The sequence below is a fragment of the Dermacoccus abyssi genome (assembly GCF_003515945.1).
In the GTDB taxonomy this organism is placed as follows: Bacteria; Actinomycetota; Actinomycetes; order Actinomycetales; family Dermatophilaceae; genus Dermacoccus; species Dermacoccus abyssi.
The window spans coordinates 14,331-38,648 of record NZ_QWLM01000020.1 but is presented as its reverse complement, the minus strand read 5'-3'; the positions used below and the strand labels follow the sequence as shown (position 1 = coordinate 38,648).

General features: G+C 68.9%; 26 protein-coding genes. 10 read left to right on the top strand and 16 right to left on the bottom strand.

Going from position 1 to position 24,318, the window contains the following annotated elements:
- The first annotated feature begins 34 nt into the window (after positions 1–34).
- On the top strand, positions 35–706 hold the full coding sequence (locus tag D1832_RS13490) for a class I SAM-dependent methyltransferase (protein WP_118914768.1): 672 nt from the start codon (positions 35–37) through the stop codon (positions 704–706).
- A gap of 21 nt (positions 707–727) precedes the next feature.
- On the opposite strand, the gene D1832_RS13485 is transcribed toward D1832_RS13490, so the two are convergent.
- A complete protein-coding gene (locus D1832_RS13485) occupies positions 728–1,432 on the bottom strand; it encodes an NUDIX hydrolase (RefSeq protein ID WP_118914766.1) in 705 nt (234 codons plus the stop codon).
- A gap of 65 nt (positions 1,433–1,497) precedes the next feature.
- On the bottom strand, positions 1,498–2,169 hold the full coding sequence (locus D1832_RS13480; protein ID WP_118914765.1) for an exonuclease domain-containing protein: 672 nt from the start codon (positions 2,167–2,169) through the stop codon (positions 1,498–1,500).
- A 190-nt stretch (positions 2,170–2,359) separates the two neighbouring features.
- Between D1832_RS13480 and D1832_RS13475 the strand changes: the two genes are divergently transcribed.
- Entirely contained in the window at positions 2,360–2,608 is a 249-nt protein-coding gene (locus tag D1832_RS13475) for a hypothetical protein (RefSeq protein WP_118914763.1), read from the top strand.
- 99 nt (positions 2,609–2,707) lie between these two features.
- Here D1832_RS13475 and D1832_RS13470 read toward each other — a convergent pair whose 3' ends face one another.
- Positions 2,708–3,601 carry a glucose 1-dehydrogenase gene (locus D1832_RS13470; RefSeq protein WP_118914761.1) on the bottom strand — a complete coding sequence of 298 codons (894 nt, stop codon included), beginning with the start codon at positions 3,599–3,601 and terminating at the stop codon, positions 2,708–2,710.
- Between the two features lie 133 nt (positions 3,602–3,734).
- Positions 3,735–4,646: a DNA-formamidopyrimidine glycosylase family protein gene (locus D1832_RS13465; RefSeq protein ID WP_118914759.1), complete on the bottom strand. Its 912-nt coding sequence runs from the start codon at positions 4,644–4,646 to the stop codon at positions 3,735–3,737.
- A gap of 119 nt (positions 4,647–4,765) precedes the next feature.
- On the opposite strand from D1832_RS13465, the gene D1832_RS13460 reads away from it, so the two are divergent.
- Positions 4,766–5,284 (top strand): hypothetical protein, encoded by a 519-nt coding sequence (locus tag D1832_RS13460; RefSeq protein WP_118914758.1) that lies wholly within the window; start codon positions 4,766–4,768, stop codon positions 5,282–5,284.
- Positions 5,285–5,287: 3 nt separating this feature from the next.
- On the opposite strand, the gene D1832_RS13455 is transcribed toward D1832_RS13460, so the two are convergent.
- The 6 genes from D1832_RS13455 to D1832_RS13430 form a co-directional block, all read right to left on the bottom strand.
- Positions 5,288–5,986 (bottom strand): hypothetical protein, encoded by a 699-nt coding sequence (locus D1832_RS13455; RefSeq protein WP_118914756.1) that lies wholly within the window; start codon positions 5,984–5,986, stop codon positions 5,288–5,290.
- 105 nt (positions 5,987–6,091) lie between these two features.
- On the bottom strand, positions 6,092–6,367 hold the full coding sequence (locus D1832_RS13450; RefSeq protein WP_118914793.1) for a DUF7218 family protein: 276 nt from the start codon (positions 6,365–6,367) through the stop codon (positions 6,092–6,094).
- A gap of 50 nt (positions 6,368–6,417) precedes the next feature.
- A complete protein-coding gene (locus D1832_RS13445; RefSeq protein WP_118914754.1) occupies positions 6,418–7,083 on the bottom strand; it encodes a potassium channel family protein in 666 nt (221 codons plus the stop codon).
- Entirely contained in the window at positions 7,076–8,425 is a 1,350-nt protein-coding gene (locus D1832_RS13440) for a TrkH family potassium uptake protein (RefSeq protein ID WP_118914752.1), read from the bottom strand. The genes D1832_RS13445 and D1832_RS13440 overlap by 8 nt, the downstream gene beginning before the upstream one ends.
- A 128-nt stretch (positions 8,426–8,553) precedes the next feature.
- A complete protein-coding gene (locus D1832_RS15415) occupies positions 8,554–9,243 on the bottom strand; it encodes an LppP/LprE family lipoprotein (RefSeq protein ID WP_182434797.1) in 690 nt (229 codons plus the stop codon).
- Between the two features lie 172 nt (positions 9,244–9,415).
- On the bottom strand, positions 9,416–10,024 hold the full coding sequence (locus D1832_RS13430) for a hypothetical protein (RefSeq protein ID WP_118914750.1): 609 nt from the start codon (positions 10,022–10,024) through the stop codon (positions 9,416–9,418).
- Positions 10,025–10,220: 196 nt separating this feature from the next.
- Here D1832_RS13430 and D1832_RS13425 point away from each other — a divergent pair, with 196 nt between their 5' ends.
- Positions 10,221–13,172 (top strand): hypothetical protein, encoded by a 2,952-nt coding sequence (locus tag D1832_RS13425; protein WP_118914748.1) that lies wholly within the window; start codon positions 10,221–10,223, stop codon positions 13,170–13,172.
- Between the two features lie 3 nt (positions 13,173–13,175).
- Positions 13,176–14,819: an AAA family ATPase gene (locus D1832_RS13420; RefSeq protein WP_118914747.1), complete on the top strand. Its 1,644-nt coding sequence runs from the start codon at positions 13,176–13,178 to the stop codon at positions 14,817–14,819.
- Between the two features lie 5 nt (positions 14,820–14,824).
- Here D1832_RS13420 and D1832_RS13415 read toward each other — a convergent pair whose 3' ends face one another.
- Positions 14,825–15,268 (bottom strand): hypothetical protein, encoded by a 444-nt coding sequence (locus D1832_RS13415; protein WP_147362717.1) that lies wholly within the window; start codon positions 15,266–15,268, stop codon positions 14,825–14,827.
- A 262-nt stretch (positions 15,269–15,530) separates the two neighbouring features.
- Between D1832_RS13415 and D1832_RS15410 the strand changes: the two genes are divergently transcribed.
- The 3 genes from D1832_RS15410 (at position 15,531) to D1832_RS15165 (ending at position 17,582) form a co-directional block, all read left to right on the top strand.
- A complete protein-coding gene (locus D1832_RS15410) occupies positions 15,531–16,541 on the top strand; it encodes a hypothetical protein (protein ID WP_182434796.1) in 1,011 nt (336 codons plus the stop codon).
- Between the two features lie 118 nt (positions 16,542–16,659).
- Positions 16,660–17,208: a TM2 domain-containing protein gene (locus D1832_RS13405; protein ID WP_118914744.1), complete on the top strand. Its 549-nt coding sequence runs from the start codon at positions 16,660–16,662 to the stop codon at positions 17,206–17,208.
- An 80-nt stretch (positions 17,209–17,288) separates the two neighbouring features.
- A complete protein-coding gene (locus D1832_RS15165) occupies positions 17,289–17,582 on the top strand; it encodes a hypothetical protein (protein ID WP_147362716.1) in 294 nt (97 codons plus the stop codon).
- 311 nt (positions 17,583–17,893) lie between these two features.
- Here the strand turns inward: D1832_RS15165 and D1832_RS13395 are convergent, their stop codons facing one another.
- Together D1832_RS13395 and D1832_RS13390 are read right to left on the bottom strand one after the other, a co-directional pair.
- On the bottom strand, positions 17,894–18,646 hold the full coding sequence (locus D1832_RS13395) for a hypothetical protein (protein ID WP_118914741.1): 753 nt from the start codon (positions 18,644–18,646) through the stop codon (positions 17,894–17,896).
- Positions 18,647–18,803: 157 nt separating this feature from the next.
- The gene (locus D1832_RS13390; protein WP_118914739.1) at positions 18,804–19,994 is read right to left on the bottom strand and encodes an alpha/beta hydrolase; all 1,191 of its coding nucleotides are present in this window, start codon (positions 19,992–19,994) and stop codon (positions 18,804–18,806) included.
- Between the two features lie 30 nt (positions 19,995–20,024).
- Here D1832_RS13390 and D1832_RS13385 point away from each other — a divergent pair, with 30 nt between their 5' ends.
- Entirely contained in the window at positions 20,025–20,447 is a 423-nt protein-coding gene (locus tag D1832_RS13385) for an NUDIX hydrolase (RefSeq protein WP_118914737.1), read from the top strand.
- Here D1832_RS13385 and D1832_RS13380 read toward each other — a convergent pair.
- Together D1832_RS13380 and D1832_RS13375 are read right to left on the bottom strand one after the other, a co-directional pair.
- Positions 20,414–21,133, bottom strand: a complete 720-nt coding sequence (locus D1832_RS13380; RefSeq protein WP_206609408.1) for an HAD family hydrolase — start codon at positions 21,131–21,133, stop codon at positions 20,414–20,416. The two genes, D1832_RS13385 and D1832_RS13380, sit on opposite strands and share 34 nt — an antisense overlap.
- A 56-nt stretch (positions 21,134–21,189) precedes the next feature.
- Positions 21,190–21,714 (bottom strand): type 1 glutamine amidotransferase domain-containing protein, encoded by a 525-nt coding sequence (locus tag D1832_RS13375; protein ID WP_118914735.1) that lies wholly within the window; start codon positions 21,712–21,714, stop codon positions 21,190–21,192.
- Positions 21,715–21,834: 120 nt separating this feature from the next.
- Here D1832_RS13375 and D1832_RS13370 point away from each other — a divergent pair, with 120 nt between their 5' ends.
- A complete protein-coding gene (locus tag D1832_RS13370) occupies positions 21,835–22,332 on the top strand; it encodes a hypothetical protein (RefSeq protein ID WP_118914733.1) in 498 nt (165 codons plus the stop codon).
- A 14-nt stretch (positions 22,333–22,346) separates the two neighbouring features.
- On the opposite strand, the gene recQ is transcribed toward D1832_RS13370, so the two are convergent.
- Complete coding sequence (recQ, locus tag D1832_RS13365; RefSeq protein ID WP_415557364.1) at positions 22,347–24,224, bottom strand: DNA helicase RecQ; 1,878 nt, start codon at positions 24,222–24,224, stop codon at positions 22,347–22,349.
- Positions 24,225–24,318: the final 94 nt, after the last annotated feature.

Genomic DNA, 24,318 nt, shown 5'->3' with positions numbered 1-24,318 from the left:
TGGTCAGAGACGGCGATTGAGTGAGGATGGAGCTATGAACACCACGCACACTCACGGCGCCGACGACCAGAACTGGGACGAGATCTACGGCGAGGAGCAGGTCTGGAGCGGCAACGCGAACGTTGCGCTCGTCGCCGCGATGGAGGGCAAGCTTGCCGATCTTCCCGTCGGGCGCGCGCTCGACGTGGGCTGCGGCGAGGGCGGCGACGCCGTGTGGCTCGCCGAGCGCGGCTGGCGCGTGACGGCGCTCGACGTCGCCGAGGGCGCTCTCGCTCGTGGGCGTCACGCGGCGGAAGCCAGGGGAGAGAAGGTCGCTGGCAACATCGAGTGGGTTCACTCCGGCTTGCTCGAAGCGGGCCTCGCACCGGGTCTCTTCAACCTTGTGAGCGCTTTCTACCCCGCTCTTCGTAAGACCGAAGAAAAGGCGAGCGAGCTCTCGCTTCCCGCGCTCGTGGCACCCGGAGGCGTGCTCCTCGTCGTCGCGCATGACGGGATCGACCGCGAGGCCGCTCTCGAACGCGGCTTCGATCCGGACGACTATGTCGCGCCCGACGACATCGTCGCTGCATTGCCGCACGGCTGGGAGGTCGAGCGTTACACGGCCGAGCGCCACGTGACGGAGGGCCGCGGCGCGCATCACCACGCGGACGTCGTCGTCATCGCGCGCCGCAGTGCCGAGTCCGGCGGGGTCGACGCGCAGGAGTGACGCCGATTCTGACGGCTGCGCTCAGCGATCCCCACGCACCGACGCGCGGGTGAGCGGCGGGTAGATGGTGCGGGCGCTGCCGGCGCGGTAGAGCTTCGCCGGACGTCCGCGCCCACTGCGGCTCTCGCCGGTGCCCTCGACGAAACCGTCGACGCTCAACACCTTGCGGTGGAAGTTGGCGGGCTCGAGGGTGCCGCCCCAGACGGCTTCGTAGACGCCGCGCAGCTCCGACATCGTGAACTCGCCGTCGAGGAATGCCGTTGCGAGGCGGGTGTATTCGAGCTTGGAGCGAGCGCGTTCGATGCCGTCGGCGAGGATCTCGGCGTGATCGAAGGCAAGCGGCATCTCGAGCGCCTCCTCGACCGGAACCCACTGCGCCTCGAGGGCGTCCGTTGCGGCGTGCACCTCGGGCAGGTGAGCGCCGAGTACCACCCACGCGACGCTGATGACGCGGTGCGGGCGGGGGTCGCGACTCGGGAGCGAGTACGTCTTGAGCTGCTCGAGGACGACCTCGCTGCGCTTGATGCCGACCTCTTCGCGGAGCTCCCGGTAGGCCGTTTCCTCGGCGGATTCGCCGCGCTTCATGAAGCCACCGGGCAGAGCCCACTTGCCGTGCTCGGTTGTGGCGGCCCGCCGGACGAGCACGACGTGCAGCACACCCTGACGAAGGGTGAGGACGACCATGTCCGCGGCGACGTACGCGACTTCCCGCGAGGAATCCGGCATGCCCTAATTCTAGTCAGAGCGATAAATGAACACCCGCCCGGGAGGCCGGAGATTTCGCGCGGTGCTCAGCGGCGGCGAAGGGCGCGGGTGGTGGCGCGCTTGGCACGCCGGACGCGACGTTTCCACCGGTGGGCAACACCCGCGAGGCGCCACCATCGAGCGGCTGGCAGGCACTGTTCGAGCGGCAGCGGTGAACGCTGACGACCGGCCTCGTCGAGGCACTGGCGCAGCACGTCGACGAGGACGTGGACGTCGTCGGCCGCGCGGTGGGCCTGCGTCACGGGAATGCCCCAGTGTTCGGCGAGCGTGCCGAGGCGCAGATTGCGGCTCGGGATGCCGAGCTGACGCGCGAGCGTCACGGTGCACAGGCGTTCCTCGACCGGCAGTGACGTGTGGGCACGCGCGGCCTCGTGGGCGAGGAACGTCCAGTCGAACACCGCGTTGTGCGCGACGAGGATGCGCCCCTCGAGCAGTCCGCGCAGCGTGCCGGCCACCTCCGCGAAGGTGGGCGCGTCACGCAGGTCGTGATCGGTGAGGCCGTGGATGTGCACCGGCCCGGTGCCGCCTCGCGCCCGGACGAGGGTGCTCCACTCGCTCTCGACGACGCCCGCAGGGCTGAGTTGCGTGACAGCCACCTCGATGACGCGGTGCTTCGTCGGGTCGAGGCCGCTCGTCTCGACGTCCACGACGGCGAAACCGCGCCGCAGGGACGGCGTGGGGGCGCTCGGCGCGGACATGACGGGCTCTTCTCACTGCTGGGGAGCAGGCCGCACGGCCTGCGACGCCGTCGTCGTGCGGCGTTGAAACCAGAGTAGGAGAGGGAGCCGACAACCCCGGAATCCCGTGGATCCGACGGTCGAATTCGCCGTCTGCGCTCTCCGAGAGTGCGAGGGTTTGATGACAGAGAAGATGTCGAGAGGGGCTATCGTGACGAAGCGCGTGCTGCACGGCGTCCTCGCCGTCCTTCTTCTCGTGCCACCCCTCGTGTGGTTCGGTGCCCGGAATCGCCTCCTTCCCGAGGCGCTGACCACCGGCGTCGGCGGCATGATCTGCTGGGGTCTCGCCTGGGTGTGCCTCCTCTCGTCCGCGTGGCTGCTCGCGACCGCGTTCACGAAGGACGACGAACCGGAGGAATCCGCGGACGGCGCCTTCGACACGCCTGTTTCCCGCTCCTGAGCGTGCAGCGAAGCTCCCGATACAACGATTCCCCGTCGGCGCTACCAACAGCGCCCACGGGGAATCATCTCGGCGAACGGTTCTCGCCGACCACGCGGATCAGGGGCTGACCATGCCCCCGTTGATGTTGAGCGTTTCGCCCGTCACGTAGCCCGATTCGGCCGACGCCAGGTAGACGTAGGCGCCCGCCACCTCGGCCGGCTGCCCCGAACGACCCATCGGCGTGCTCTGCCCGAACTCCGGCAGCGCCTCCTTCGGCTGGCCGCCCGAGACCTGCAGCGGCGTCCAGAACGGGCCGGGCGCCACGACGTTGACGCGGATGCCCTTCGGCGCGAGCTGCTGTGCGAGACCCTTGCTGAACGTGTTGATCGCGGCCTTCGTCGTCGCGTAGTCGAGCAGGTGATCGCTCGGCTTGTAGGCCTGGATCGAGCTCGTGTTGATGATCGTCGAACCGGCCGGCATGTGCGGCAGGGCTTCCTGGGTGATCCAGAACATCGCGTACACGTTCGTCTTGAACGTGGCGTCGAAGTCGGCGCTCGTGAGGTCGGCGATGTCGTCGCAGTACTGCTGACGCGACCCGTTGTTGACGAGGATGTCGAGGCCGCCGAGCTTCTCGACGGCGTCGTTCACCATGCGGCGCGTGGCGTCCTCGTCCATGAGGTCGCACGGCAGCAGGACGGCCTTGCGGCCGGCGTCCTCGATGAGCTTGCAGACGCTCTCGGCGTCCTTCTGCTCCTCGGGGTGGTAGTTGATCGCCACGTCGACGCCCTCGCGCGCGTACGCAATGGCAACGGCGCGACCGATGCCGGAGTCGCCGCCCGTGATGAGCGCCTTGCGGCCCTCCAGGCGGCCGCTGCCGCGATAGGTGTCCTCACCGTGGTCGGCCTTCGGCGTCATCTTCGTGTCGAGGCCGGGCCAGCCCTGCTGACGGTCGCTGAAGTTCTCGTTCGTGTACTGCGTGACGGGGTTGGTGAAGGTGTACTGATCGGCCATCGTTCACTCCTCGAGAGATGCGGTGCGAGGCGCGTCGATGCGTGCGGGGCGGCCCCGCGAGCCGACGCGCGCCAGTTCACCCTCGACGGTACGCACCGCGGATGAACAGCAGGCAGACCCAAGAGGGTGGTACTCACACCCTCCGGCGACCACCGGCGGGACGCTCGACGAGGGGGCGTTGCGGACGGCGATCGTCGTTCGGTGCGTAGCCGCCCTGACACGTCGGGCAGCTGAACAGTGTTCGTTCACGGCCGGCTTCACCGATCATCGCGACGCGCACCGTGTCCGTGCAGCGCACGCACGGCAGCCCTGAGCGGGCGTGGACACGTTTCGTTTCGCCATCACCGGCGCGACCCGTCGAACTCTGGACGCCCGTGGTGGCGCTCGCGAGCATGAGCCGGCGGGCGTCGTCGAGCACCGCGCGCAGCGTCTCCTCGGGCACCTCGGCGACTGTGAGCCAGGGCAGCACGCCGTGGACGAAGAGCATCTCGCTGATCCAGAAGGTACCCAGCCCGGCAAGGTTGCGCTGGTCGAGCAACGCCTCACCGAGGAGGCGCTGGGGCTGGCCTCTCAGGTTGTCGAGGGCGGCGTCCAACCCGGACTCCAGCCAGCTCTCGGCCAGGATGTCGGGCCCGAGACGGCCGGTGATCGCCTGCTCCTCGCTCGTCGGGATGACGTCGAGCAGGCCGAGTTTCGAGCCCACCGCGAGTGCGTCGGAGACGTAGAGCAACGCCCGCGTCGTGTGGCCGCGCTCGGCCCGCCGCACCTGGGTCTCGAGACGCTTCGTCTCGCGCGGAGGAGCGGCATGGGGTGCGACGAGCGTCGACCACCGGCCCTCCATCTTGAGATGCGAATGGATCGTCACGCCGCCGGACAAGCGGTGAAACAGGTGCTTGCCGTACGTCGCAACGGGAAGCGACTCCCGCCCCGCCAGATCCGTTGTCGCGAGGCTCGGCACACGAAAGTCGGTGCGCGTGAGGACCTTTCCACTCAGGGAAGCGTCGAGGCGTCGAGCGGTCCAGACGATGGTGTCGCCCTCCGGCATGCTGCCTCCTCGCTCGTCGGATCCTTCTCGTGGTCATCCGACACGAGAGTTTCACGTGAAACGCCCGTGCGCCCCTGCGTGACACGATGAGATGCCACCACCGACCGTCAGGAGACCAGATGTCGTGGGCACGTACCGTGCCGATGCTCCTCACCGGAGTCGTCATGCTCGCAGGATGCTCGGGGGGAGACGAGTCGTCGCAGTCCGAGACGAGCAGTTCAACCTCGTCAGCCGTGAGTGCAACGTCGTCGCCCAAGCCGTCGGAATCGTCGCAGAAGTCGTCGCCCGGCGGCGACGAGCCCATCGGTGACGGCGGCATCGACCTCAAGAGCGAGGCGCCGTCGACGTCGTATCCGGCCGAGCAGCTGTCCGGCCCCCGCGCCGGCGACTGCTACGCCGGGGGAAGCCGCATCTACGACCGTCGCGGCATCACGTGCGCCGACGCGAAGAAGGCCTTGGCCACCTACGAAGCGACAGCCGAGGGGGCCAAGGGCGCATCCTCGAAGGTCGGCAGCTACACGTGCTCGCACAATCCCGATGAGATGGTCGGCCAGGGCGCTGCGCCGGGTTCGTGCCTCGACGACGACGAGGCAGTCGTCTTCAACTGGCGTTACCCGGGAGCCGTGCAGCCGCGCTGATCGTCACTCGACGATCTGCTCGACCACCCGGTTGCCCTTCACCGAGAAGGCGCGCGTGAACGGCTTGTTCGGCAGCTCTGCGCACACCTGGTTCTCGCTGCGCTCGGCGCCTTCGACGACGATCGTTCCTTCGTCGACGACCTTGATGCTCTTGATGTAGGTGCCGCATCGCTGAGCGCTCGGCAGGGCGGATGTCGTGAGCTGACGCGGTCCGCTCGGCCCACCCAGCCAGACGATGGGGGTGTCGCTGTAGCCGTTGCCCTCCGCCTCCTCGAGCACGACGATCGCGTCTTCGTAGCCGTCGTCGTCGAGGTCGTAGAACAGCGGAGTGTGCGTCCAGAGCTGGTAGTGCGGTGACACGCTGTAGGTGCGCGTCGAGCCGTCGCTTCCTGCCGTGCGTGCCCGGCCGTTCTTCATCGTGACGCGCGAACCGTCCGCCGTCGTCCACGTGGCGTTCTTGAAGTCGAAGGACGTGATCGCCTCACGACCCGAAGCGTTCGCAGCCGTTGCGCCGGACGTCGGCGTCTTGCTCCAAGCACGCGTCGTGGGGGGAGGGTTCGACGCGGAGGACGGGCCCTCCGTGGTGTTGCTCGCGCTGGACGACGCCGTGCTCGACGGTGACGCAGAGGTGACCTCGTCCTGGCATGCCCCGAGGGCGAGCGCGGCGGTGAGCGTCAGAGCGGCGACTGCGGTGGTGCGCATGGTGTTCCCTCCCAGGTGCAGCAGGGCGCGATTGCCCCTTCACAGCTGAGACGTGGTTCACAGGCCGTCGGTTCCCTGTGAGTTGATCAGGGCCGATCAGCCCGCTCAGTGCGAGCGCAGAGCTTCGATGAGTTCGTCTTTCGTCATCGAGCTGCGGCCCTCGATGTCGAGTTCGGCGGCCCGCTTGTGCAACTCGTCAACGCTCCAGTCGTCGTAGCTGCCCGCTTCGCCGCCCTTCTCGCCGACCTCACTGCGCGAGGAGCTGGCGGCCGCGTTGGCGATGCGTGCCGACTTCTCCTTGCTGTTGCCCTCTCGACGCAGGGCCTCGTACATCTCGTCGTCCTTGACCGACGGGCCCGGGTCTTCCTTCTTCTCAGCCATCGACACTCCTCGAGATCGCGTGGGATTCAGTGCAATTCCACTGTGCCACGTCAGGTTTCGTCGCTGAAGTTCTCCACGGCGTCACGTTCGCCCGAGACGATGACGATGTCGCCCTCCTCGAGAACGGTCTCCGGCGTTGCGTAGGTGAAGCTTTGGCCCGCACGCTTCACGCCGACGACGGTGACGTTGTAGTACGAACGCACGCGCGTCTCGCCGAGGGGCTTGCCGAGAACCGCAGCGGGCGGCTGCGTCTTGATGAGCGCGTAGCCGTCGTCGAACTCGATGTAGTCGAGCATCCGCCCGCGCACCAGGTGCGCGACGCGCTGGCCCATGTCGTGTTCCGGGCGCACGACGTGGTGGACGCCGAGCTGCCTCAGGATGCGCGCGTGCGACTGGCTGACGGCCTTCGCCCACACGTTCGAGATGCCCATTTCGAGCAGGATCGAGGCGGTGAGGACGCTCGATTCGAGGTCGGTGCCGATTGCGATGACGGCGCGGCTGAACTCGTGAACCGAAAGCTGACGCAGGGCCTTGTCGTCGGTGGAGTCGGCTTGCACGACATGCGTCAGGCGGTTGGCGAGCTGCTGCACGAGCTTGTCTGAGGCGTCGATGCCGAGCACCTCGATGCCCTCGCGCTCGAGTTCGAGGGCGAGCGACTTGCCGAAACGGCCGAGGCCGATGACCACGACGCCGTCGGAGAGGTTCTTCCTAGCCAATGATGGGCCTGCCTTCCGGAAGCTTGTAGCGGCGGGAACTCTCGCGGATGGCGAGGGCGGAGACGAGGGTGATCGGCCCGAGTCGGCCGAAGAACATGAGGCCCGAGACGAGGATCTGAGCCGACGGTGGCAGTTCCGGCGTCACCCCGGTGGACAGGCCCACGGTGGCGTACGCCGACGTCGTTTCGAACATTGCATCACGCAGCGGCAGGTGTGTCATCTGCGTCAGCGCGATCGTGCCGGAGATGATCGCGGCGATACCGATGAGCGCGACGGTGAGGGCCTGACGCATGGCGCGCGAGTCGATGCGGCGGTCGAACGCCGTTGCGTCCTCCTCACCGCGCACCTCGGCGATGATCGCGATGAGCAGGAGGAAGAAGGTCGTTACCTTGATGCCACCGGCGGTGCCGGCCGAGCCGCCACCGATGAACATGAGCGCGATCGTGGCGATGAGGGTGCCGTCCTCGATGGCGCCGTTGTCCCACGTGTTGAAGCCGCTGCTGCGCGGCGCGACGGAGTGGAAGAGGCCGACGAGCAGCTTGTCGAAGCCGTGGTGGGTGCCGAGCGTCTGAGGGTTGTTCCACTCGAGCGCCGTGAGCAGGATGGCACCGCCGACGAACAGAACGCTCGTCATGAGCAGCGTGATCTTGGTGTGGAGGCTCCAGCGGTGGGGCTTGTGCTGGCGCAGCAGCTCCATGATGACGGGGAAGCCGATGCCGCCGAGCGTCACGGCGATGGAGATGGGACCGACGATGAGCGGGTCGGTGGCGTACGACATGAGGCTGTCGCTGAAGAGCGCAAAACCGGCGTTGTTGAACGCCGAAACGGCATGGAAGACACCGAGGTACGCGGCGCGCCCGAAACTTTCGCCGTAGCCGAGCCACCATCGAAGAACGAGCGCGATCGCCGTCACCGACTCGATGACGACGGTGACGCGCAGGACACCGAGCAGCAGGCTGCGCAGATCGCCGATCGCCTGACTCTTCGTCTCCTGCGCCGTCGTGACGCGCGTGCGCAGCCCCACCTTGCGCGCGAGAACGAGGCCGAGCAGCGACGCCAGCGTCATGACGCCGAAGCCGCCGATCTGGACGAGCACGAGGATGACGACCTGGCCGAACGGGGTCCAGTAGTTCGGGGTGTCCACCGTCGACAGGCCGGTGACGCAGATGGCGCTCGTCGCGGTGAACAGCGACGTGACGAAGGGGGCGCGCCCCGGGTCGTGCGTCGCGATGGGTAGCGAGAGCAGCACCGCCCCGACGAGGATGGCGGCGGCGAACGCGAGGGCCACGACCTGGCTGGGGTGGCGCAGAAATTTGCGACGTCCTCGCGTGGCTGCGGCCATGCCCGCCAGTGTCCCACAGGGGCGTCCTGCGCCTGCCGCAGTGACGGGTTCGTTCGTTGGGCAGAGTTCGCTGCGGTTGGGCCGTGTCGGCGACTACCCAACCGCAGCGAAGTCTGCCCGGTGCTCGATCAGTTCTCGGGCGGGGTGCTGCCGGTCATACGGACGGTGTGGTCGACGTCGTCCCACGCGAAGTAGGCGACGGTGGTGCCGCTCGCGTTCGCGGTGCCCTCGCCCTCCTTGGGCCAGTGGTAGACGACCTTGATCTTGTCGTCGCTGACGCGGGTGATCGTCGGCCAGAAGCCATAGCCCTTGGCGGTCGCGGTGCCGAGGTACTCGCCGTGGCGGAACAGGGCGATCTGCCACGGGGAGCTGCCGGTGCCGCGCTCGATGGGCAGAGCGACCCAGGAAAGGCCGGCGCAGCGGTCCCACCCGTTGATGGAGGAGTCGGCCGTGTACTTCCAGCGGGTGCCGTCGCCGAACCCCGGGTCGTACGGGGGCACTCGCTTGGCAGCGTCGCGTGCGGCCTGGGAGGCGGTGGAGGTGGAGCACTGCGCCTCGGAGTCGGGGGTGCTCGTGGTGCTCGGCGTCGTTGCTGCGGGCGTCGACCGCGTGGCCGACGCGCTCGACGTTGCGGTTCGGGTGGGCGTGCCCGAGGACGTGGTGCTCGAGCCGCCGCCCGAGGCTGACGAGGACGAAGCGCTCGACGACGCCGTGACGCTGGGCGAACCTCCGGCGGTCTGCTCCTGCTGGCAGGCGCCGAGGGTGAGGGTGAGGGCCGTGGCCGCGAGGGCGGTGACGGCGGAGCGGGTGACCTTCATGGCTCTCTCCTTGGTCGTGCCTGCTGATGGTTCTGTGACGCGGGGCACGACGGAGAGGTTCCATGGAGAAACGATCCTTCACAAAGGATCGTTGGGCAGACTTTCCTGCGGTTGGGTCGAGTCGGAGACTGCCCAACCGCAGGAAACCCTGCCCAACGGTCGGCTCAGGGCGTCAGTCGCACTGCCAGCAGACGCCGTTCGCGGGTAGCTGAGTGAAGCACGTGGGACACACGGGCTTGGGTGCGTCCGCGCGCTCGGCGATGCGTGCCTTCTCGGCGCGACGCTCGGTGCGCTCGCGGCGGGCGACAAGGTGCTCCGGCAGGGTGGCGGTACCGCCGTCGGCGGGCAGGTCCGTGGCGTGCTTGCGGTAGCACAGGAGGCGGTGCTCGGCGGCGTGCGCCTCGACGTCCGAATCGGCTGTCACGGCGGGCAGCTCGACGTCTTCCGCCGTCGGGATGCGCCAGTAGGCGGCTCCGACGGTTCCGTCGGTCTTGAGACACAACGACGTCAGCGGCGGCTCACCCTGCTGCGCAGCCTGGACGGCACACAACTCGAGGATCTTGCCTGCGAGGGTGGCGCTCGGCGTCGTCGTGCGGAGGCCGGATTCGTCCTGCACCCGCGTCGTGAGTTCCTTGTAGGTCGTCACCGCGTTGTAGCGGGTGGCGGTGTCGAGGAGGAGGGCGTAACCGATGCGCGTCCAGACCTTGAGGGCGTAGGCGAAGGCGACGGGGCTGCCGTCGTCCTCGCGGAAGGTGCCACGGGCGGAGGGGGACGTCGACATCAGGCCTCATCTTTCGTCGGGGTGCGAAGCGCGACGGCGATTATTGCGAACGCCCCCACGTGGTCTGGGTAACACCCCCTCCGCGTCGATTCTGTAGACGTTCCGCGTCGTATATGACGCCGAACGTCTACAGAGTCCCGGCGGCTGTCGGTGACATCGGCCACAATGGCGAGCGACTGCGCGTGAAGGGGAGCGAATGGGATCACTGAGCACGGGCGGGGGCTCGTCGGCCGTCGCCGCTTCGGCACACGCGGGGTGCGAGCGCTTCCGCCACACCGACCCGATGGTGACCGGCCTCGCGCGTCGTGAACTGGCCGAACGCCTCGGCCACGCGGACGCTGACGGCGGCATCCCCGAGGCGCGCTGGATGCGCGCCATGACCTTCGAACGCCTCGTCAAGGACGAACGCTTCGTCTCTCCGCTGCTCACCACCGCTGTCGGCGACCTGCGCCTGCGCCGCCCCGACGCCGTCACGCGCCTCGACGCGCGCGTCTCCGTCGGTGCCACGGCGCAGGCCCTCGCGCAGGCGCACGAGGCCGCGGTCGAGCACGGCCACTGCACCCTCATCACGTCGCTCGCCGTGCCCTTCGTGGGCCTCGAGGGCGAAACCGGCGCTACGCCCGTCAAGCCCGACTTCGCCATCGTCACACCGCGATTCGCCGACGACCCACTCGGTCCGGGGGCCGCAGGCCCCGACGAACTCGACGAAGCCCTCCAGGCAGCTGACGCGAACGACGAGACGATGACCGCCGTCGCCGACGAAGCCATCGGCAGCTGGCTCGTCATGGGTGATGCGAAGGACTACGGGCGCGTGCGCAGCCGCATCGACGACGGCCGCATGCTCAAGGGCTTCCTCCAGGTCGCCCTCGGCGCCGAGTCCGCGGAAGCCTGGAGCAAGCGGCCCGCCGACATGCGCGTGCACACCTACGGCGCGCTCGCCGTGCCCCGCAACAGCTTCCTCCAGCCCACCGCCGTCATGGAACGCCTCGACGACCACCGCGCCGAGGTGCGCGCCCGCGCCGCCGAGCGCGAAGCGCTGCGCCAGGAGGTGCACGCCGAAACGGGCGGCGACCACGTGCCCGAGAGCGAACTGCAGGCGTGGGTCGACCTCCGCGAGAAGGAGTTCGACCCCACCTCTTGCCAGACCTGCTCGATGTTCCGCTACTGCCGTCACCAGTTGCGCACGTCGAGCGACGCCACCGACGTCCTCGTCGAGATCGGGGCGCCCACCGACGACCGTCCGGCGCTCGCAGCCCTCGTCACCGACGGCGTCGCGCCCGAACGCACGTCGACAACCCTGACGGCCGCCGTCCGCGCGACCCTCGAGGGAGCGCCGCAGTTCACGCCGCACGGCCGTATCGACCCCGTGGGCGAGGCGGGCACGATCGAGGTCGTCGTCGCGAAGGCCGAGAGCAGCGCCCTCGGCGTCTACGGCATGGCCGTTCGCCGGGTGCTCACCGACGGCACCTTGAGCGAACTCGCGTGCTTCGCCACCGCCGAACCGCAGGCACCCGACACCCGACTCTCCGTGATGTCGCTCCTCGGCGAGCAGCTCGCCGCGGCGATGAAGGAGCTCCTCGCGACCGCGCCGCTCGACAAGGACGGTGAGCCCGACCCGAGCCCCGTTCACCTTGTCGTGCCCGACCGCGCCACCGCCGACCTCCTCGTCTCGATCGCCGACTCCCTCGCCGGTATCGAGACGAGCCGCTTGCGCTGGGCGCGCGACCTCGAGGCCGGACGCGAGCCCCTCACCTTCGACGGCAACCCCGCCACCGTGCCGGCTCCGCTCACCGACGAGCAGCGCCTCGCCGTCAGCTTCCTCCTCGAAGACGACCGCTCTCGCGCTCTCGTCGGGCGCAGCACCACTGTCGTCCTGCGTGACGTCGTGGCGCGGCACGTCATTCCCGGCGGCCCGCTGGGTGACGCCGGCCGTCTCGACTATCTGCTCGCGTGGGCCACGCGCGAGACCCCGATCGATCACCGGGCGCTGTCTGATGAGATCGCCGACCGCCACGAGACCCCCGGCGCGCGCCTGAGCCGCGATCGCTCCGACGAACTGTTCTCGCACATCTCGATGCGGCGCAAGCGCCATGAGCAGGAAGCCGTCGAGGGTTCGTTTCACGTGAAACCCCCCGAGGGGCCGCCTTTCCCCGACCTGGTCCGTGACGAGCTCGACTACAAATCCAGCCTGTTCGACGACGCCCGCAGCGTTCTGGCCGATCTGCCCGACGCTCCGACGCGAGTGGCTCACCGGGCGCACGAGGGCGCAGCGCAGGAGGTCTGGCGCCGTCGACTCCACCTGCACGCAAGCGACCTCGTCCGCTTCGGCCGCACCTCGCGGTGGTGGCGCAACAGCCAGGTCGAGATCCTGTCCGGCGACGCCGAGTTCGTCCACGGGCTCGCCATGCTCGGCGACCCGCAGGAAGCGCGCGACGCCGCACTCAACGCCGGCGTCAGGCACGTGGCGCTCGCCCGCGTCGTCGGCGACAACCCGCTCGTGCTCGCCGTCGGTTCGCGGCGCTTCACGGCCGGGCAGAACGTCGTCGCCCTGCACATCAACGACGAGCCGACGATCGCCGAGGGCATCCCCAACGCGAAGAGCCCGACGAAGTGGGGACGCATCCCGATCGGCGCCCTTCTCGACCTCGACGACGTCGAACGGGCTGCGCTTCCCGACGAGGCCGCGCCCGTGGGTTATCGGCTCTTCGGCTTCGAACCGGCGAATCCAACCAAGGGCAAGGAACCGCGCGAACTCACGGTCGGTGACGACATCGTTCTCGGCGATTACGAGAAGTTCGGCAACTTCTCCTACCGCCGCGAGGTCGCCGTGCCGATGCCCAACCTCGACACCTCGAGCGCACCCCGCCCGGCACGTCGCAACGCCGAGGCGTGCGGGCCGGGCTCGTACGCGAACGACCCGGAGAACCACGCCTGGTGCTGCAAACCGCACGAGGCGGCCGAGGCCGAGTTCAGCGACTACCTCGCCGAGCGCCGCGAGGCCGGCGAACTCAACCCGCAGGTGTGGCCGCCGCTCGTCGACACGGATGCCTTCGACATCGCGGAGGGCACGCTGCCGCAGGCCGACGACGAAGACGTCGACGCGACGCAGCCGCCCTCCGACCTCACCCGCGACGATCTGGGGGAGTGACCCATGGCTCTCACCTTCACCACGCCCACCCCCGTTGAGAACGCGCAGCACCACGCGAGTGCCGCGGCCTCGAACGCCGCCGTGGCCGCTGACGCCGTGGCCGAACTGCACGCGGCGCTCGCGGCGGTCGACGACGCCCTCCGCTCCTACGACCCCGAGGGTGACGACGCGGCTCCGGCCGCCCGACGCATCCTGCTCAAAGCCGCTGCGGGCGCGGGCAAGTCGTTCGTTCTCAAGCGCATGGTGGCTGAGGCGAGCGCCCTCGGCGAAGGGCGCACACCGACCGGCCGCGCCGTGGGCATCACGGCGTTCACGAACAAGCAGCTGTGGTCGCTCGCGGAGTCGCTGGGCCAGGATCTCGGCGCCGAGAACGTCGCGCTCGTCATGAGTAACTCGATCGACCGCGACACCCTGCCGCCCCACCTCGCGGAGCGGTGCACCATCGTCAGTTCGGGTGAGCTCGATCTCGAGACACCGGTCATCCTCGCCACCGCCGCGATGATGGGCATGCGCGGTTATGCGTGGAAGACGAGCCGCGACCTCGCGCGTCACGAACCGCTGTTCGACGTCCTTTTCGTCGACGAGGCGTGGCAACTCGCGGAGCATCTCTTCGACCGCGTCTCGTGGTTGTCGAAACTTCACGTCGGCGTCGGCGACGTCGGGCAGCTGCCGCCCCTCGACTCCTCGGCCAACCCCTGGCGCGGCGACTCGGGTTACAACCCGTACCGCGCATGGCCGGAGTCGTACGTCGGCATCACGGCGCGACGACTCGACGCCGAGCGTGACGGGGTCACGTGGGTGCGTGAGCTGCCCGCCGTCTGGCGTCCCACGGGTGAGCAGCTGGGGCTCTGGCAGGCGTTCTACCCCGACTGGGCCGAACTGAACTGCGTTGCAGCGCCTGGCGATCGGTCGATCGTCGCGGGCGTATGCGCGAGGGAAGGCGCCGATGAGCCGACCTTCGGCGAGGAGATCGGCGGCCCCGAACTCGTCGACGCGCTGATGCCGGTGCGCGCTGCGTCCGACGACGTGTGGCGCCAACTCGGCACCGGCCGTCCGACGCTCCTCGAGATCGACGGCCTTCCCGAGGCGGAGGCCGCCGACATCGACGTTCCGCTCGTGGCGGCGATCGAGGCCCTCCTCGACGAGTTGGTGGCCGACGGCTTCGAACTGCGCAGCGCCACCTACGGCCCTGACGGGTCACCGACGGGAGAGCGCACCGACACCATCGACGACTTCGGGGGCGACCCGCTCATCGCGCTGCTCGCAACTCGCAACCAGGCCGTCGACGACATGAGTGACGTCGTCGAACGCCTCACGCGTCGCTACGAACTGCCCGAGGGCGCAGTCATGGCCTCGACGGTCGACTCCTGGCAGGGGCAGACGAACGGCATCACGGTCGCCATCCACCCGCTCTCGGGCGCGAGCAAACTCGACGAGTTCAACTCGGCGTTCGGCCGCCTCGCCGTCACATGCACCCGCGCGACGCACGGGCTGCTCATGGTGGCGCGTGCCGGACTCGACGACCTGCTCGCCACCGCGCCCGCGCGTCCGGGAACACCGAACGGCGAACCGGGATCACGAGCCCTGCCCCGCCAGACGCACGAGCGCATCCTGGGTGCCTTCGCCCGCGGCACCCTGACGATCTGAGTGCCTTACGTCGTCGGGGAGTCCGTCGACGTCGGTGAGCCAGGCGTGGACGGCGGGTCTTCGCACATCCTCAGCGTGGTCGTCCCGCCCTTGTCGAACTCGTCAGACGTCCCATAGGTGAGTGCCACGTAGCGGTCGCGGCCCGCGCAGTGCGCGGCGACCAGACGCAACGTGACGCGACGGCCATCGATCGTGCCGCGAGCCGTGATGTTCTCCGCCCCCCACTCGTCCCACACGATGTCGGTGATCCGGGTGTCGCCCTCGACGAGAGTTGACGGTCTGACCGTCCCCTGCCCGGGCTCCTGCGGCGACGCCACGCCCACGGGCATGAGCGAGTCGCTGATCGGGGCGACGCTGCACGCACACGGCTCCGGTTGCGAACAGGCCGCGAGGAGGGCGAGCAACCCGGTTGCTCCGGCTCGTAACGTCAGTGACTGTGTGCGTCTCATGCCCCTTTGACCCCGTCAGCGGCCTTGTGGTTCCGAAGAACGCCCCTCCGGTGACGTCCTGGATGCTCCGAAGCGACGTAAGTGGACAGTTCGGTGGGGGTTTTCAGCAGCTAGGGGCGTCGACTCATCGGCGACGAGCGCGACGACGAACCGGCGTGACCCGAAAGTTACGGCGCGGAACGCATTAGCGTCGTCCTGAGGTGGGAGTCGGGGCTGGTTTTGTACCGATCGATACACCACGGGTTTCGGGAGGGGACGAGAGATGTCGAACAACAACGGCAACTGGGACGAGCAGCCCACCCAGGCGGCGCACCAGGGCCAGAACCAGCAGGGTCCGGCGCAGACCTGGCAGAACCAGCAGAACGGCGGTCAGCCGGGCCAGTACGGCCAGGGGCAGCAGGGGTACAACGGCCAGCAGCCTCAGGGTGGCCCCGGGCAGTACCCGCCGGTGCCGGGCCAGGCCCCCCAGCAGCAGTACCCGTCGCAGGGTGGCTACCCGAGCGGTCAGCCGAACCAGCAGGGTCAGCCGGGCCAGTTCGGCCAGAACCAGCCGGGCCAGGGCTACGGCTCGCAGCCGCAGGGTAACTACCCCAGCGGTGGTTACGCGTCGCAGGGCGCGCAGCATTCGTCCAGCGCACCGGGCAGCAACCAGCAGTGGAACAGCCAGCCCGCCGCCGGTCACGGTTTCGCCGGCCAGAACAACCAGCAGCAGTACGGTCAGTTCGGACAGAACGGATCGTTCGCGACGACCGACACGAAGGCGAAGCCGAAGGCCGGCATCGGACGCACCATGGGTTGGGGGGTCGTCGCCACGGCCCTCCTCGCCATCATTGGCTGCTTCGGCACCTGGGTCTTCGTCAAGGTGGGTCACCCCATGACCGGCGACTTCACCGCCTCGACGAACGGCCTGGGCATGGAGTCGTCGAACGCTCCTGAGGGGCGCTCCACGGGCGCGGATCAGGAGAAGGTCACCGACGGCTGGATCATCCTCATTCCGGCCCTCATCGCCCTCGCGCTCGGTGTGCTGCGCGCCATCGGGCGAGTGCGCAAGCCGGTCATGTGGGGTGCTGTCGCGATGGGTCTCGTCGCGTCGGCCGTTGCCATCTACGACTGGTTCGACGTGCGCTCCGACCTGGCCGATCTCAAGGACCAGATGTCGTCCTTGGGTGATCAGGCCTCGTTCAGCGCCGGCAGCGGTTGGGGCCTGACGCTCTGTCTCATCGCGGGAATCGCGCTCGTCATCACGAGTGTGATCAGCGCGTTGCGCGACTGACCTCTCGGCGCGAAAGCGTCTACGGCGAGCGGCGATCCGGTAGTCCGGGTCGCCGCTCGTCTCATCCCCCTGTGGACAACTTCGGACCCTTTGTCACCGGCGTGTGCCAGCATGAAGCATGAGCAACCAGGGGTGGGAGACGAGCGGCTGGGACGACGACCGGTCCGTGTACGACGAGCCCACGCGCATGTCGTCGGGCCCGGTGCCGCCCTCGCAGCCTCAGACGCCGTACGGGTATTCGAGCGGCTCCACTCCGTACGCGGACGGTTACCCCGCGCATCAGCCGTGTCCGTACCCGCCGCAGGCGACGCCCAATGTGTTCCGGGCCCATCCGACCCCGGGCTTCGTGCCGGGCGCGGCCGGTTTCGACGGCCCCTGGCAGGGGCGTGTCGATCCGTACACGGGTGAGCCGCTGTCGGACAAGTCGAAGGTTGCCGCAGGTCTTCTGCAGTTCTTTCTCGGGTGGCTCGGCGTCGGGCGGTTCTACATCGGTGACACGACGGTCGGCGCGATTCAGCTCGGCATGTGGCTTTTCGGCATGGTGACGCTCATCTTCGGCATCGGCTTCCTCGTTCTCATGGGCCTGTCGCTGTGGGCGTTCGTCGACGCCATCCTCATGTGGACGGGCTCCGTGCGCGACGGCAACGGCCGCAAGCTCAGCCCCTGACGCGTTATGACGCGGGAGCGCCCTCCGGCGCGGCCGGAGGCGGGGTCGACGGCGCGGGCGGAGGCGTCGGCTCCGGCTGAGTGGTGAAGGTGTTCGTCGGAGACGGAGGCTTCGGCGTCGTCGGTTTGGGAGTGGTGGGCTTAGGCGAGGTCGGCTTGGGCGTGGTCGAACTCGTGCTGGAACTGGACTTCGACGAACTCGAGCTCTTGGACGCGCTGGAGGACTTGGAGCTCTTCGACGCACTCGCCTTGGCCTTGGCCTTCGCGGAGGCCGACGCCCGCGCCTCGGCTGCAGCGCGGGCTGTCGCTGCCTTGCGGGCGCGTTCAACGGCTGCTGCACGCTCTGCGGCAGCCTTGGCCGCCGCCGAGTCGTAACTGGTTGCCAAAGAGGTCGACGAGGAACTCGAACTGCTCGAAGAACTCGGCGAACTCGTCGACGAGGAAGAACTCGACGGCTCAGACGTCGAGGAAGCCACAGAGCCGGGCAGTTCGTCGCTGTTGCGGCCACCCTCGAACTGTTTCGCGAAGAGGGTGGCCCCCACGAGAGCCACGGAGCCGACGACGGCAGCCGTCACGACCCCCACGAAGGCGCGCTGACGGGAACGATCAGCCTCTTCGTTCTCGGACTCATCGTCGTATTCGTCGTCGTACCAGTACGGCTCGTCCTCACCCATATACCACCGAGTTTACGAACGCTGGATGTTCGTGCAAACCGGCGTCGGCGTGTCGCGTCCGGGAGGAATCGCGCCTCGGCCGTCGAGGGCCGCAAAGGCGCACAGTTCAGCGTCGACGGGCGGAGTGACCCCACTTCGGATCGCTGCGCGCGACCACCCGCAAAGCATAGGGAAGAAATCATCACAATCCGATCGACACCGGTGAGTAGGTCGCGCCGCGAACCGCGTGAAACACCTGCCCTCCGTAGGGTTTGTCCAACATTCAAATAGCGTCTGGATCGTGCCCGCGCCGTCGGAGAACAGCGACACCTTGCCGGCGTGTGGCACGACGTGGCCGGCCTTCGGCGCGGCAAACGTCCGCTCGGCGAGGCCGGGCTCGTACGTGTAGTTGTGCTTGGGGTCGTCGTGCGGCTGGCTGCTGATTCCCATGTCGAAGACGCGGAAGACGTCGGCGTCGCTCACCATGACGTGCCGACCGTCCCCGGCGTTCGACAGGCGCAGGAAGCCAGGCTTCTTCGTCTCCTTGAGCGTCTTGCCGGTCTCGGCGTCGAGCAGCGTGAGGCCCTGGTCGTGCGAGAGGAGCACGCGCGGGTTGACGGTGGCGGCCTCCTTCTCGTTGCTGCCGACGGGCGCCGTCGCGGTGGTCGATGACGGCGTCGAGGTTTTCGACGACCCGGCGGACGAGGTCGAGTTGCCGCAGGCGGGGAGGGCGACGGCTGCGGTGGCCGTCAGGGCGAGTGCGCGCAGATGCGTTGTGGTGTTCATGGATGGAACACTAACTCATAATGAAAACCGTTCTCACTCTGGGGTGATGCCCCCTGGCCGCGGAGCGTCCGAGAAACGGGTTGGGCAGACTTCCCTGCGGTTGGGCAGTGTCTGTGACGACCCAACGGCAGGAAAGTCTGCCCAGGGAGGTGGTAGCTCAGGCGGGGTCGACGCCGAGCGCCGTCCGCATCGCGCCAACGGCTTCGGCCATGCAGCGGCGCCCGAGATCCGTGGCGAGGATGTTGATGAACGGGTGCACGGCGTCGGTGTGGACCCGCAGGGTGGTCGCGACGCCGGCGCGCTCGAGCATCCGCGCGTAGGCGATGCCCTCGTCACGCAGCGGGTCGAACCCGGCCACCGCGACGTAGGCCGGGGGAAGGCCCGCGGCGACGAGCGCGTCGAGGTCGGTGGCGCGCAGCGGGGAGACGCGGGGGTCGGCGCGCAGAGCGTCGATATCGACGTCGCTGCTCCCACCGAGCGTCGGGCTGCCGGTGAGGTAGGTGGCCTCGTACCAGTCCATGTTGGCGCGGGTGAGGAAGTAGCCGCTGGAGAAGCGCTCGTAGCTGTCGGAGCGCGGCAGCGTGAGGTCGGTGACGGGCACGAAGAGCATCTGCAGGGCGGGCTTTGGGCCACCGTGGCGCGTCGTTTCCTGGGCGACGACGGCGGAGAGGTTGCCGCCCGCGGAGTCGCCCGCCACGGCGATGCGCTCCGGGTCGATGCCGAGGCGTTCGGCGTTGGCGTGGGCCCACCGGAAGGCGGCGACGGCGTCGTCGACCGCGGCGGGGAAGACGTGTTCGGGGGCGCGGCGGTAGTCGACGTTGAGGACGATGACCTCGCCGTCGGCGCACAGGGCGCGGGCCACGGCGTCGTGGGTCTGCGCTGATCCGAGCACCCAGCCGCCGCCGTGGAAGTAGACGACGCAGGGACGGGCTGTGCCGGGAGTGCGGGCGGCGTCGGCGTGCTTGCCCACGACGGTGACGGGGCTGGGGTTCGGGCGGTAGAGGAAAGCCGGGATGTCGCCGTCAGCGCCGTGCGCTGCGCCGTCGATCGTCACCTGCTCGACCGACGCCACGTCGGCGGGTTCGCCTGCGAACATCCAGGATTCGGCGGCAAGGGCGGTGCGGGCGTCGTCGACGGTGCGCTCGTCGAGTTCCTTGCCGCCGACGCGGCCGAGCACCTTGAGGCCGGTCGCGATGTCGGGGTCGAGGGCGCCGCCGTCGACGACGTGTGGGCGCCCTGCGGCGCGTTTGCGCGCCGACTTCGGGAGCGCGAGGAGCGCTTCGAAGGCGCGACGCTCGGCGCGTTCGGCTGCGGAGGGACGGTACGGGGTGGAAGGACGCTCGGCCATGGGTTTCACTGTGCCGGATAGCCTCGGTGCATGTCCTCGAATTCGCTGTTGATCCGGGTTGCCGCCGTCGTCTTTCGGGACGCCGAGGGGCGCGTCTTGACCGTCCGCAAGCGCGGGACGGAGCGGTTCATGCTGCCCGGCGGGAAGCCGGAGGCGGGCGAGGAGTTCATCGACACGGCGGCGCGCGAGGTGGACGAGGAGCTGGAGCTCGATGTCACGCCGGACGACCTCGACGCCCTCGGCCGCTTCTCGTCGGACGCCGCCAACGAGCCCGGCCACGCGCTGGAGTCGCACGTCTTCACCTACCGCGGCGTCCTGACGCAGGTGCCTGCCGTCGCGGCGGAGATCGACGAGCTGCGCTGGTTCACCGAGGCCGAACTGCGCACCCCGCCACCCGGCGTCCTGCTCGCGCCAATGCTTCAGTTCAACGCCGTCCCGGCGATTTTCGACTGACCATCCAGAAGCCTCGGGAGATCGCGCAAGGTGCTGATGCGTGGCGACTCGAGATGGGTGTCATGGCGGTCGAGATGAAGCACCTGCAGGCCCACCTCTCGCGGAGCGCGCACGTCAAGGTCGGGGTGATCGCCGACGTGGAGCGTGTGTGACGGCTCCACCCCCAGCGCAGCACAGACCCGGAGGTAGACCTCAGGCCGCGGCTTGGCGACGCCAAGACCTTCGGCGGTGAAGACGCGCTCCACGTAACCGTCGAGGCCCGTGCGTCGCAGCTTTTCCGTCTGCTGGGTTTGCGTGCCATTGGTGAGGACGGCGAGGCGGAGGTCGTGGGCGGCAAGGGTGTCGAGGCAGGGGATGGCATCGTCGAAAGCGCGCCATCCGCGCTCGTAGGCGTGGAGGAAGTCCTCGAAGATCCGATCCAACTCGGCGTCGTCGGGGACGGAGCGTCCGATGAGGGGAAGCACGTCGCGCAGTCGCCGACGGCGTTGCTCGGCGAAACTGATCTCGCCGGAGCGCCATGAGGCGAAGTGCCGCTCCTCGGTGGCGAACCAAGTGCTGACGAGCGGGGGTACCGCGTCGGGGGCTACTCCGATACGGGGGAGCCAGTCGTGCAGCGCACGAACGACGGCGCCCTCGTGGTCGACGAGAGTGCCGTCGAGGTCGAAAACGACGACGTCGATGCACACACCGCGACAGTAGCGGGTGGCACCGACGTCGTCAGTGTTCGCAGCTGGAGTCAGGTCTATGCCTTGACCGCGTCGAGGATGGCCTTGTTGAACGCGGGCAGGTCGTCGGGGTTGCGGCTCGTGATGAGGTTGCCGTCGACGACGACCGTCTCGTCGACCCACTCGCCGCCGGCGTTGCGGATGTCGGTCTGCACGCTCGGGAACGACGCGAGGCGCTTGCCGCGCACGACGTCGGCCTCGACGAGCACCCACGGTGCGTGACAGATCGCGGCGACCGGCTTGCCCGACGCCACGAAGTTCTTGACGAAGGTGACGGCGTCCTCGTCGAGGCGCAGCGCGTCAGGGTTGGCGACGCCGCCGGGCAGCACGAGCGCGGCGTAGTCGTCGACGTTCGCCTTCGACACCTCGATGTCGACCTTCTGCGTGTCAGCCTTGTCGAGGTGGTTGAACAGCTGGACCTCGCCGCTCTCGAGGGAGAGCAGTTCGGCGGTGAAACCGGCGTCGGTGACGCCCTTCCAGGGCTCGGTCAGCTCGACCTTTTCGATGCCTTCGGATGCGGTGAGAAAAGCGATCTTTGCCATGTCTCCAACGTAATTGGACAGTGCGGGGCACGCCAACGCCCGCACGGGTGGAGTTGCGGGCGGCCGCGGTCGTGCGGGGCGAGCGCTCCGCATCGTGGGCGGGCGGCGCACAATGGCACGGTGAATGCAGACGGTGACGAGACCCCCGAGGCGGCTTATCGCCTCCTTCACGAGCGCGCCGTCGGGCAGTCGCCGACGCCGGGGGAGCGTTCGCTGTCGGCCGCGCAGTACGACTCGGCTCGGGCCGACTACCTTGCAGAGAAGCGCATTGTCGCGAAACCGGGCGTTGCGATCTGGCCGCCGACATCGCAGACCCTCATGAAGCGCCTGGGCAACGGCTCGTGGAGTACGGCCATGACGAGCCTCGGCCTCACGACGAACTCGGGCCGAACCCGTGGAACCGGCTCGTTCAGCGACGACGACTACCGTTCCGCTGTCGCCGAATTCCTTGACGCTGCAGCGGATGGCGACAACCGATCCGTGACGTCGGACTCGTTCGCGCAGTACATCGTGTGGGCGAAGGAGCGGACCGCAGCAGGCGCGAAGCGCCCGAGCGGCGCTGCCGTCCGTCAGCACTTCGGGAGCTGGGAGGCGGCGAAAACAGCAGCGCAGGCCTGAGTCGAAAGCGTCCGTCATCCTCCTGCGGATGCCACCGTCTCGAGCACGCCCGGACCGTAGCGGTCGAGCTTCGCGGCTCCCACGCCGCTGAGCCTTCCGAGTTCGTCGATCGTCGTCGGAGCCGCTGTCGCGATGGCCCGCAGCGTGGCGTCGTGGAACACGACGTACGCGGGCACGCCCTGCTCCTTCGCCGTGGCGGCGCGCCACGCGCGCAGTTGCTCGAACAGTTCCGCCTCGGCGCCCGTCAGATCGGCAGTCGCCTTCGCACTCTTGCCACCACCGGAGCTCGATCGGGTCTTGCGTCGCTCCGGCTCCGTGCGCATCGCGAGCTGACGCTCCCCGCGCAACACCGTGCCCGACGCCTCCGTCAGCCCGAGCATCCCGTAGTCGCCCTCGACGTCGAGCAGGCCCGCCGCCAGCAGTTGCCGAACGACGCCGCGCCACCCACGCTCCTCGAGTTCGGTGCCGATACCGAATGTCGTGAGGTCGGTGTGGCCGAGTTTCACCACACGCTCTGTCTCGCGCCCGAGCAGGATGTCGATGAGATGGCCTGAGCCGTAACGCTGCCCGCGTCGGTCGAGCCTGACGACCGTCGACAGCAGCTTCTGTGCCGGAATAGTGCCGTCCCACGTCTTCGGCGGTTCGAGGCAGGTGTCGCAGTTGCCGCACGGGCCGGTATCCGGCTGCCCGAAGTAGGCGAGCAACTGCTCGCGTCGGCAGGTGACGGTCTCGCAGAGCGCCAGCATTGCGTCGAGGTGGCGCCCCAGGTTGCGCTGGTGCGCGGCGTCGCCGTCACTCGCCGCGATCATTTTGCGCTGCTGCACGACGTCGGCGAGCCCGTACGTGAGCCACGCCGTCGACGGCTGGCCATCACGTCCCGCGCGCCCCGTCTCCTGGTAGTAGCCCTCCACCGACTTCGGCAGGTCGAGGTGGGCGACGAACCGCACGTCGGGCTTGTCGATCCCCATGCCGAAGGCGATCGTCGCCACCATGACGAGGCCGTCCTCGCGCAGGAAGCGCGACTGATTGGCCGCGCGCACCTGGCGATCGAGGCCCGCGTGGTACGGCAGGGCCGGGATGCCCTTGCTCTCGAGGAACGCCGCCGTTTTCTCCACCGACGCCCGCGAAAGGCAGTAGACGATGCCGGAGTCTCCCGCGTGCTCCGCCTGCAGGAACGCGAGGAGCTGCTGCTGCGGCGAATCCTTCGCGACGATGCGGTACGTGATGTTCGGCCGGTCGAAGTCGGCAACGAAGTGCCGCGCGTCCTCGAGCTCGAGGCGGGTCGCGATCTCGCGGCGCGTGGCGTCGGTGGCCGTGGCGGTGAGGGCGACGCGCGGCACGCCGGGCCAGCGCTCGTGCAGCATCGACAGCCGCAGGTAATCGGGCCGGAAGTCGTGGCCCCACTGCGACACGCAGTGCGCCTCGTCGATGGCGAACAGGGCGATGCGCGCGTTGTCGAGCAGCCGCTGCGTCTCGGGCACGAGGAGTCGCTCGGGCGCGAGATAGAGCAGGTCGAGCTCGCCCGCGAGGAGGGCCTGCTCGGTGGCCGCCCGCTCGTTGGGCAGCTGCGTCGAGTTGAGGAAGCCGGCGCGCACACCGAGGGCCGAGAGGGCGTCCACCTGGTCGGCCATGAGCGCGATGAGCGGCGAGATGACGACGCCCGTCCCCTCCCGCACGAGCGAAGGCATCTGGTAGCACAGCGATTTGCCGCCACCGGTCGGCATGAGAACGAGAGCGTCGCGCCCGGCGATGAGCTCGTCGACGACGGCCGCCTGATCACCGCGGAAGTCGTCGTACCCCCACACGCGTTGCAGCACCTCGCGGGCAGCGCTTGGTGCAGCAGGAGGGGTGTTCGCGGCAGGCATGGCGTCGGGCTCGCTCTGGTGGGACATCGCGGCCAGCCTACGGGGGAGCCCCTCGGCGCGCTGGCGCCCGGACGACGCGGATTTCGGTCGCTGCGCTCGCCCCGCGCCCGCACTGCCCCGT

Bases quoted from the DNA above. Each gene is read 5' to 3' on its own strand.
- D1832_RS13395 (WP_118914741.1), bottom strand. From the start codon at position 18,646: ATGAACACCACAACGCATCTGCGCGCACTCGCCCTGACGGCCACCGCA.
- D1832_RS13425 (WP_118914748.1), top strand. From the start codon at position 10,221: ATGGGATCACTGAGCACGGGCGGGGGCTCGTCGGCCGTCGCCGCTTCG.
- D1832_RS13415 (WP_147362717.1), bottom strand. From the start codon at position 15,268: ATGAGACGCACACAGTCACTGACGTTACGAGCCGGAGCAACCGGGTTG.
- D1832_RS13485 (WP_118914766.1), bottom strand. From the start codon at position 1,432: ATGCCGGATTCCTCGCGGGAAGTCGCGTACGTCGCCGCGGACATGGTC.
- D1832_RS15415 (WP_182434797.1), bottom strand. From the start codon at position 9,243: ATGAAGGTCACCCGCTCCGCCGTCACCGCCCTCGCGGCCACGGCCCTC.
- D1832_RS13470 (WP_118914761.1), bottom strand. From the start codon at position 3,601: ATGGCCGATCAGTACACCTTCACCAACCCCGTCACGCAGTACACGAAC.
- D1832_RS13375 (WP_118914735.1), bottom strand. From the start codon at position 21,714: ATGGCAAAGATCGCTTTTCTCACCGCATCCGAAGGCATCGAAAAGGTC.
- recQ (WP_415557364.1), bottom strand. From the start codon at position 24,224: ATGTCCCACCAGAGCGAGCCCGACGCCATGCCTGCCGCGAACACCCCT.
- D1832_RS13440 (WP_118914752.1), bottom strand. From the start codon at position 8,425: ATGGCCGCAGCCACGCGAGGACGTCGCAAATTTCTGCGCCACCCCAGC.
- D1832_RS13430 (WP_118914750.1), bottom strand. From the start codon at position 10,024: ATGTCGACGTCCCCCTCCGCCCGTGGCACCTTCCGCGAGGACGACGGC.
- D1832_RS15410 (WP_182434796.1), top strand. From the start codon at position 15,531: ATGTCGAACAACAACGGCAACTGGGACGAGCAGCCCACCCAGGCGGCG.
- D1832_RS13420 (WP_118914747.1), top strand. From the start codon at position 13,176: ATGGCTCTCACCTTCACCACGCCCACCCCCGTTGAGAACGCGCAGCAC.
- D1832_RS13465 (WP_118914759.1), bottom strand. From the start codon at position 4,646: ATGCCGGAGGGCGACACCATCGTCTGGACCGCTCGACGCCTCGACGCT.
- D1832_RS13480 (WP_118914765.1), bottom strand. From the start codon at position 2,169: ATGTCCGCGCCGAGCGCCCCCACGCCGTCCCTGCGGCGCGGTTTCGCC.
- D1832_RS13385 (WP_118914737.1), top strand. From the start codon at position 20,025: ATGTCCTCGAATTCGCTGTTGATCCGGGTTGCCGCCGTCGTCTTTCGG.
- D1832_RS13490 (WP_118914768.1), top strand. From the start codon at position 35: ATGAACACCACGCACACTCACGGCGCCGACGACCAGAACTGGGACGAG.
- D1832_RS13405 (WP_118914744.1), top strand. From the start codon at position 16,660: ATGAGCAACCAGGGGTGGGAGACGAGCGGCTGGGACGACGACCGGTCC.
- D1832_RS13390 (WP_118914739.1), bottom strand. From the start codon at position 19,994: ATGGCCGAGCGTCCTTCCACCCCGTACCGTCCCTCCGCAGCCGAACGC.
- D1832_RS13460 (WP_118914758.1), top strand. From the start codon at position 4,766: ATGTCGTGGGCACGTACCGTGCCGATGCTCCTCACCGGAGTCGTCATG.
- D1832_RS13455 (WP_118914756.1), bottom strand. From the start codon at position 5,986: ATGCGCACCACCGCAGTCGCCGCTCTGACGCTCACCGCCGCGCTCGCC.
- D1832_RS13450 (WP_118914793.1), bottom strand. From the start codon at position 6,367: ATGGCTGAGAAGAAGGAAGACCCGGGCCCGTCGGTCAAGGACGACGAG.